9 protein-coding genes and 1 pseudogene are annotated in these 6,484 nt (G+C 61.7%); 5 read left to right on the top strand and 5 right to left on the bottom strand.

The features are described 5' to 3' along the window. On the top strand, window positions 1-216 hold a 216-nt coding region (locus ABZE94_RS19465), incomplete at its 5' end, for a hypothetical protein (RefSeq protein ID WP_372877573.1). Window positions 217-284: 68 nt separating this feature from the next. Here the strand turns inward: ABZE94_RS19465 and ABZE94_RS19460 are convergent. The 3 genes and pseudogenes from ABZE94_RS19460 to ABZE94_RS19450 all read right to left on the bottom strand — a co-directional run bounded on the left by ABZE94_RS19460 (window position 285) and on the right by ABZE94_RS19450 (window position 1,815). After that, on the bottom strand, window positions 285-476 hold the full coding sequence (locus ABZE94_RS19460) for a CsbD family protein (RefSeq protein ID WP_372877571.1): 192 nt from the start codon (window positions 474-476) through the stop codon (window positions 285-287). A gap of 94 nt (window positions 477-570) precedes the next feature. Next, window positions 571-741: pseudogene (locus ABZE94_RS19455) on the bottom strand (putative quinol monooxygenase); the annotation flags it as partial. A 60-nt stretch (window positions 742-801) separates the two neighbouring features. Continuing rightward, the gene (locus ABZE94_RS19450; protein ID WP_372877577.1) at window positions 802-1,815 is read right to left on the bottom strand and encodes a sterol desaturase family protein; all 1,014 of its coding nucleotides are present in this window, start codon (window positions 1,813-1,815) and stop codon (window positions 802-804) included. A 403-nt stretch (window positions 1,816-2,218) separates the two neighbouring features. On the opposite strand from ABZE94_RS19450, the gene ABZE94_RS19445 reads away from it, so the two are divergent. The 3 genes from ABZE94_RS19445 (at window position 2,219) to ABZE94_RS19435 (ending at window position 4,712) form a co-directional block, all read left to right on the top strand. Continuing rightward, on the top strand, window positions 2,219-2,518 hold the full coding sequence (locus ABZE94_RS19445) for a DUF3303 domain-containing protein (protein ID WP_372877569.1): 300 nt from the start codon (window positions 2,219-2,221) through the stop codon (window positions 2,516-2,518). 292 nt (window positions 2,519-2,810) lie between these two features. Next, complete coding sequence (locus ABZE94_RS19440; RefSeq protein ID WP_372877568.1) at window positions 2,811-3,110, top strand: hypothetical protein; 300 nt, start codon at window positions 2,811-2,813, stop codon at window positions 3,108-3,110. 315 nt (window positions 3,111-3,425) lie between these two features. Next, a complete protein-coding gene (locus ABZE94_RS19435) occupies window positions 3,426-4,712 on the top strand; it encodes a diguanylate cyclase domain-containing protein (protein ID WP_372877566.1) in 1,287 nt (428 codons plus the stop codon). 773 nt (window positions 4,713-5,485) lie between these two features. On the opposite strand, the gene ABZE94_RS19430 is transcribed toward ABZE94_RS19435, so the two are convergent. Further along, a complete protein-coding gene (locus tag ABZE94_RS19430; RefSeq protein WP_372877564.1) occupies window positions 5,486-5,701 on the bottom strand; it encodes a glycine zipper 2TM domain-containing protein in 216 nt (71 codons plus the stop codon). A gap of 246 nt (window positions 5,702-5,947) precedes the next feature. On the opposite strand from ABZE94_RS19430, the gene ABZE94_RS19425 reads away from it, so the two are divergent. After that, a complete protein-coding gene (locus ABZE94_RS19425; protein WP_372877562.1) occupies window positions 5,948-6,313 on the top strand; it encodes an STAS/SEC14 domain-containing protein in 366 nt (121 codons plus the stop codon). 30 nt (window positions 6,314-6,343) lie between these two features. On the opposite strand, the gene ABZE94_RS19420 is transcribed toward ABZE94_RS19425, so the two are convergent. Then, on the bottom strand, window positions 6,344-6,484 hold a 141-nt coding region (locus ABZE94_RS19420; RefSeq protein WP_372877575.1), incomplete at its 5' end, for a CAP domain-containing protein.

The raw sequence follows: 6,484 nt of genomic DNA, 5'->3' as shown, positions 1-6,484 counted from the left end.
TCATCAAACAAAATATATCTCATTGATTTTATTGATTATTGTAGGAGCGGCTTTAGCCGCGAATTCTTCGTGGCACAGCAAAGCTTCGCGGCTGAAGCCGCTCCTACAGGTACCCACAAGCCGACAGACACGATTGCCCCCGTTTGCTGCGCGACAGCGCGGCGTCTGGACGACGGGCGATCTCCTACAAGGCGTTACCTGCCATGCAATCCATGACGGGTACATAGCCCATAAAAAACCCGGCCACTGGTGACAATGGCCGGGCTTGGTCGGTCGCAGCTCGATCAGGCCTTGTCGACGCCGCGCTTGATCGCATCCTTGACGTCGCCCTTGAGTTGCTGGGCCTTGCCCTTCACTTGCTGGGCAAGACCTTCGCCTTCGAGGCGAGGATTGTCGGTAGCCTTGCCGACACCTTCCTTCACTTTGCCGATGGCTTCGTTGGCGTTGCCGGTGATCTTGTCTTTCGTGCTGCTCATGCCACACCTCATCTCGATGGGTTACAGAGAGTGGAACCCTGCGCGGCGCAATGGTTCTGTTTTATTCGACGGGTGAATGGCTATTGCCTGCGACTTAGCTGGCCGGGCTGAGCATCTCGACCTGGCGAACCTCGAAGTCGCGGCGCAGGTAGTCCAGGCGCCGCTCATGGAAGCGCCGCATGTGCGGCAAGGCGCCGTGGATGGCCAGGTGCTCCTTCGATTGCCAGACCTCAACGAAGATGAACAGCGTCGGATCCTGCCGATCACATGTCGCCCCGGAAATGGCCCGCACCAGGGCCGACAACGCGGTTGCTAGGGATTCACTTCAATTGGCCGGATAGATCCGATCCAGAGTTGAAGATCCAGGCGCATCCACCTGTGCGCGTTTCGCCGGGAAAAGCTGTCGTGCGATGTCCACGAAGGGCGTGACGATCAAGCCGTAGAGCGTCAGGTAGCGATGGGAATCCTGCTCGGCGGTGCCAAAGCTGATGGTTTCCGGCTTGGCGTTGGTGACGTAGAGCGTGCCGAACATCCAGTCCCACAGCGACAGGTTGGTGCCGAAGTTCTTGTGGAAGTGCCGGGGCGCATCGCTGTGGTGGATCTGGTGCTGGGCCGGGCTATTCAGCACATGCTCGAGCAGCGGCCCGAACGACAGCCAGACATGGCTGTGGCGCAGGTTGGCCGCCAGCGCGCTGCAGATGAACACCAGGTAGGTCACACCGAACAGGGTGTAGCGGCTGATCTCACCGCCGCAGGCGTACCAGAAGGCACCGGCGTAGGCGCCGAGGCAGATGGCGCTGGCCAGCTTGCCGACGAGCTTTTCGACAAAGTGCACCCGGCTCGCGGTCACCGGCACCAGCACGGGCGCCGAGTGATGAACCTTGTGGAACGCCCACAGCCAGCGGCAATGAAAGGCCCGGTGCGTCCAGTAATGGGTGAAGTCGCTGACCAGAAACACGCCCAGCCCATAGAGCAGGGACAACGAGAGGTTCTGCCCCAGTTGCGGGCGCGCCCCCCAGAGTGTGCTGAAAAAGGCCATGTAGTCGGCAGCGCGGAGGATATGTGGGTCGACCAGGCCGATGATCGGCAGCACCAGCACCACTTTGAGGATGGCCCGCACGAAGTAGTAGCGATAATCCAGCAACGCCGAGCGATGGAAATTGACCCGACTGCCACCGATGAAGTGCCAGAACGAACGCGCGTCGGTCAGCCCGCGATGCCGCCTGAAACGAAACAGGCCGTAGGCGACGCTGTAGGAGATACCGAGAAACAGCAGGCCAAAGCGCCCGTTCAGATCGAAAATATCGGAAAACTGCTGGATAACCGGCTCAATCACCAACTCGCTCAGGTGGTCAGGGATAGGCGAGAGAATACCCACGGCAGATCGGCCTCGGTCAAAAGCCGCGAATTATAAATTCAATCGCAATCGTTCGCCAATGCGAACATCTATCAGCGAGCACAACTACCAAGGCCTGAAGGGACCCTCGATCGTGTCCCGGGTCACTCATTGCCGAACGTCCAAGCCACGTCAAACGCCCCTGGAAGTGGCTTGTGCAGGGCCGACTACCCGACTTTATCGGATAGTTTTCTCCACGTTTCAGGTGACTGGCTAGGACAGCCGCAGGCCCTTGCCCCTTGGCTATAGTTTTAGAGTGGCGATCCGTCCACATTTCCGCACCGGGCGCTCTCGCAGCCCGATGTTCTGCAAAGGGACGTTGCTGCACTCCTGTCAGGAGGCTCTTATGTTATTCGCAGTCAGCTACCAGCTTCGCGCCAATACCACGGAGGAGTCACAGAGCCGTGCCCTCAAACTGTTCACCAACTGGACGCCGCCAGAAAGTTATACATTCAAGGCCCATTACACCAATGCCGACGGCAGCGGTGGTTTAGCGCTGGTCGAAACGGACTCGGCCGCCGCGGCTCTGCAAGTGCATGGCGCCTGGGCACCATTTTTTGATTTCAAGCTGGTGCCTATCATCGAGATCGACCAAGCCGTGCAAATTGGCTTCGCCAACGCCAAGTGGCGTGAGTCCGTGCAGTGAGGTGTACCTGAAGCGCAGCAGCGCACTCCTGCTTCCTGTCGGCACTTGTCGGCGGGGAGCGGGGATGCCGGCAGGCCATGGATGATTGCCACGAGCGGTTACTTCACCAGCAGCGCAGTAGCCTGGCTGATTCACGCCACTCGGCGGCGGGCGGACAAGGTGCCGCTTGTCCACCCTGGTTCTGCATGCGCTGACCCTTGAGCCTGGCCTCGCCAGACCCGGCGGCAACGGAACCTTCGCGGCTTTTGCGGCACTAATACCAGCCTCTCCTCCATAGTCGGGATACCCTGCCATGCGCCCCATCGTCCGCCTGCTCCTGCTGGGCACCGCTGCCCTGTCGTTATCCGCCTGTTTCAATGATGACACGGCCATCGATCTGAGCGGCCTGTGCACCTACAACACCGACCCCCAGGCGGAGCGCTGCAAGGCCGGCCAGATGGCCTGGTTCCGGCCAGATCAGGGAGCGTTGATCAGCGAGGAAATGGCCCTGAGCGTGGCGGCGGCCTATTGCGACTTCAACCATCCGGTGATGCACAACCGCGCCGGCGTGCTCTGCGTGTTCACCGACCAGCGCCTGGATGTAGCCAAGTAAGCGCGCCACACCGCGACAACCCGCCAGCTTCTGCACCACCTCGACGATCCATGGTGCACTGCTTGCGGCTGTGGAGGAGTCCATATACACCCTACGGATCGCGGGTTATTCCAGGTCGTGTGTTCGGTGACGTTCCGTAGGGCGGCTTCGGAGCGAAGCGACAACCCGCCAGCTTTTGCACCATGTCGACGAGCCATGGTGTACTGCCTGCGGCGAGTGACACCCTGATATGGATTGTGCCACCAGCGCACGGGCATAATGACCGCCATTAGCCGTTCTCAGCGGCGTTACCTTCACTCTTGTGCACGGAAGCCAATGCTTGCCACCAGCCTCGCCATCATCGCTGCGCTACTGATCGTTTCGCCGACACTGGTGCTGCTGTGGCGCCTGCGCCGGGCAAATCGACAGCTGGCACAGCATCGCGCCTTGCTCGATGCCCTCCCCGAGGGCCTGTTGCTGGTGAACCGCGACGGCCACATCGGCGTGCATAACGCGGCGGCGGCAAGGCTGCTGGGCCATTCCGCCGCAACGCTGCAAGACACGCCGCTGCAACGCTGGCTGCCGGCGGATGACCAGCTGCCGGTGGTGGATGTAAGCCGAGTAGCGGCGGCCGCTCACGGCCATGCCGTCGTCCTGACCCAGGCGACACCCGTGCAGGACGATCCCGTCGCAGATGTCGAACGCTTCAAGCGCAGTCAGTACTTCGCCTGCATCGGTACCTGGGACTGGTCGATCGATAGCGACAAGCTGTACTGGTCGGAGGCCATCTACGGCATGTTCGGCTTCAAGGTCGGCGAAGTGACCCCGAGCTATGAGCTGTTCTGTCGCGCCGTCCACCCGGATGACCGCAAGCGAGTGCGGGCCGGTGAGCTGCGCTGCATCGAAACCGGCCATAACCATGACGAAGAGTATCGGGTGATCTGGCCTGACGGCAGCATCCACTGGCTGCGCGAGACCGGCAACGTGGTCAAGGACGCCAACGGCCAACCGATAAAGATGATGGGCGTCGTGCGCGACATCAGCGAAGAGAAAGCCTCGGTCAGCCGGCTGAAAAAAATCGCCCGGCACGACCCGCTGACCGGACTGCCCAATCGCCTGCTGCTCGAAGAATCGTTGGCCCAGGCCCTGGCGCGCGCACGCCGCAACGCGACCCGGGTGGCCTTGGTCTTTATCGACCTCAACGGTTTCAAGCAAATCAACGACAAGCACGGCCATGCCGTTGGCGACCGGGTATTGGTCGGCACGGCGCAGCGCTTACTGCAGTCGTTGCGCGAATCCGACATGGTGGCGCGGTTGGGCGGCGATGAGTTCGTGGTGGTTATCGAGGGCCTGACACTGGGCAGGAGTCTGCACGAGGAGGCGCAAATGATCGGCGAGAAGATTCTGCAACGGCTGTCCCAGCCGCTCAGCCTCGGCGATGCCAGCCATCAGGTCGGCGCCAGCCTGGGCATTGCCCTGTATCCGGAGCACGGGCCGAACATCGACAGCCTCATCCACATCGCCGACCAGGCGATGTATGCGGCCAAGCGCAGCGGCAACAATCAGTATCGCCTGGGCATGGTCAACACCGGCGAACCCTGCCCCCTCGGCCCGGCTCCGTAGTCGATCAGGCTGGCGCTGATGGTTGCCTCCGATCCGCGCCTGAAGCCTGCGCCCGCGGTCGTGCCAACCGGGGCCCCCTGGTTCGCTGGGTGTCGGTGGTGACGGTAAAATCTCCCTGCAGGAGCGCTGTCGCGCAGCAAACTGGGTGCTCAAGGATCAAGATCGCAGGATGGGTCGGGCCGCGTAGGTTAGGCGTCCACAAATTGACCTGCTGCCAGCAGAGCTAGCCCGCTAGCACCTGTAGGAGCGGCTTCAGCCGCGAAGCTGTGCGGTGCCGCGAAGAATTCGCGGCTGAAGCGGAACGCCGCCCGGCCGCTCCTACAGAAACTAAATAATCCATAAAATCAATGGTATACGGATTGTTTGATAAGGCGGTTTTTTCACCACCGCTCTGCCGGGCCATAGGCCACGCGGGCCAGCAGCAGGCAAACGAGGCCGAGGGCCAATACGGCCAGGGCGTTGTCGAGCGGGGAACCGATGATCCACATGGTGCGTACCTCCAAACCGGACGGGATGTGCACACCACCCTAAGCCCGGTCAGCGCAGACGTCGATCTGTCGCCTTTTCGCACGTAAAGCTTTGGTACAGGTTACCTCTGGGAATGCCCCGCCCGCAGGCATCGAGGGGCCCGATCAGGGGTAAACCGAAACGGGGCTTCGCGGCCCGAGCCCCTCTGCATTGAGTCGAGCGAGTGTCGCCCTCGGCGTGATCGCGTCCTGCGGCCGGCCCGATGCGCACCTTGCGTGCTCGTCGGGCGCTCACCGCGCGTTGGCCTATTTTTTGTCTTTGGTGACTTCGTGGCCAATCACGCCACCCACCACGGCGCCGGCACCGGTGCAGAGCACGCCACCACAGAGCAGGTTACCCGCCACGCCACCAACGGCGGCCCCTGCGACAGTGCCCTTCTCTTGATGCGTCATGCTGGAACAGCCGCTCAGTCCTAAAGCGGCGAGCAGGACGGCGGTGCAAGCAAGTTTGAAAATGTCCATGACAGGTACTCCAGTGCAAGACCTTATGGAAATCCCCGGCGTTCGATTTGCTCACGCACGGGTAACGTTGCATTGTCCAGGGGCTTGCGGCGAGCCGTCTGTACGCCAGCGCGCATAGGGCTCGCAGCGGCGCGACTGAACCGGCTCGAACATGGGCGTTTGGCCACGTCAACAAGCCGATTGCCCATTAACCTGGACAAACAGTAGGCGTATGGTGGGAGTCACATCCCCCGTGGAGAAGTCGCTATGTTCAAGGTATTGCGCAACGGCGAGAACCGTATCGACGTCGAATTTTCCGGCAAGCTCGACAGTGAAGAAATGCGCGCCGCTCTGGATGAGCTGAGCCAAGCATCCGAGGGCATCGAGCATGGCCTGATGCTTTATCGAATCGGCGATTTTGCGCTGCCGACCCTGGGCGCAGTGGGCGTCGAGTTGTCGCGCATTCCGCAGCTATTCCGATTTGCCCGGCGCTTCGACCGCATGGCCGTGGTCGCCGACAAGGCATGGGTGAGAAAGGTCAGCGAGCTCGAGGGCGTGCTGGTCCCGGGTCTGAAGATCAAGGCATTCGGTCTGGACCAGGAGACGGAAGCCGAAGCCTGGCTGCAAGGCTAGGCTTGGGGCCGGCATTTCCCCGTACCCGCGCTAACGCGGCGTGCCGAACACCTGGGTCCAGTAGATGAGCGCATCGCTCTCGGGGTTCACCGCGTAGGCGGCGCCCATCTCGGTGAAGTCCGGGTTCATGATGTTGGGGCAGTGGGACGGGCTGGCCAGCCAGCCGGCTAC

Origin of the sequence: Pseudomonas sp. (genome assembly GCF_041601375.1) — a bacterium.
Lineage (GTDB): Bacteria > Pseudomonadota > Gammaproteobacteria > Pseudomonadales > Pseudomonadaceae > Aquipseudomonas.
The sequence above is the reverse complement of the archived record's forward strand: the minus strand, read 5'-3'. Positions and strand labels throughout refer to the sequence as shown.

Excerpts from the sequence above, each read along its gene's own strand:
- ABZE94_RS19460 (WP_372877571.1), bottom strand. The coding sequence starts at position 476 with ATGAGCAGCACGAAAGACAAGATCACCGGCAACGCCAACGAAGCCATC.
- ABZE94_RS19445 (WP_372877569.1), top strand. The coding sequence starts at position 2,219 with ATGTTATTCGCAGTCAGCTACCAGCTTCGCGCCAATACCACGGAGGAG.
- ABZE94_RS19440 (WP_372877568.1), top strand. The coding sequence starts at position 2,811 with ATGCGCCCCATCGTCCGCCTGCTCCTGCTGGGCACCGCTGCCCTGTCG.
- ABZE94_RS19435 (WP_372877566.1), top strand. The coding sequence starts at position 3,426 with ATGCTTGCCACCAGCCTCGCCATCATCGCTGCGCTACTGATCGTTTCG.
- ABZE94_RS19430 (WP_372877564.1), bottom strand. The coding sequence starts at position 5,701 with ATGGACATTTTCAAACTTGCTTGCACCGCCGTCCTGCTCGCCGCTTTA.
- ABZE94_RS19425 (WP_372877562.1), top strand. The coding sequence starts at position 5,948 with ATGTTCAAGGTATTGCGCAACGGCGAGAACCGTATCGACGTCGAATTT.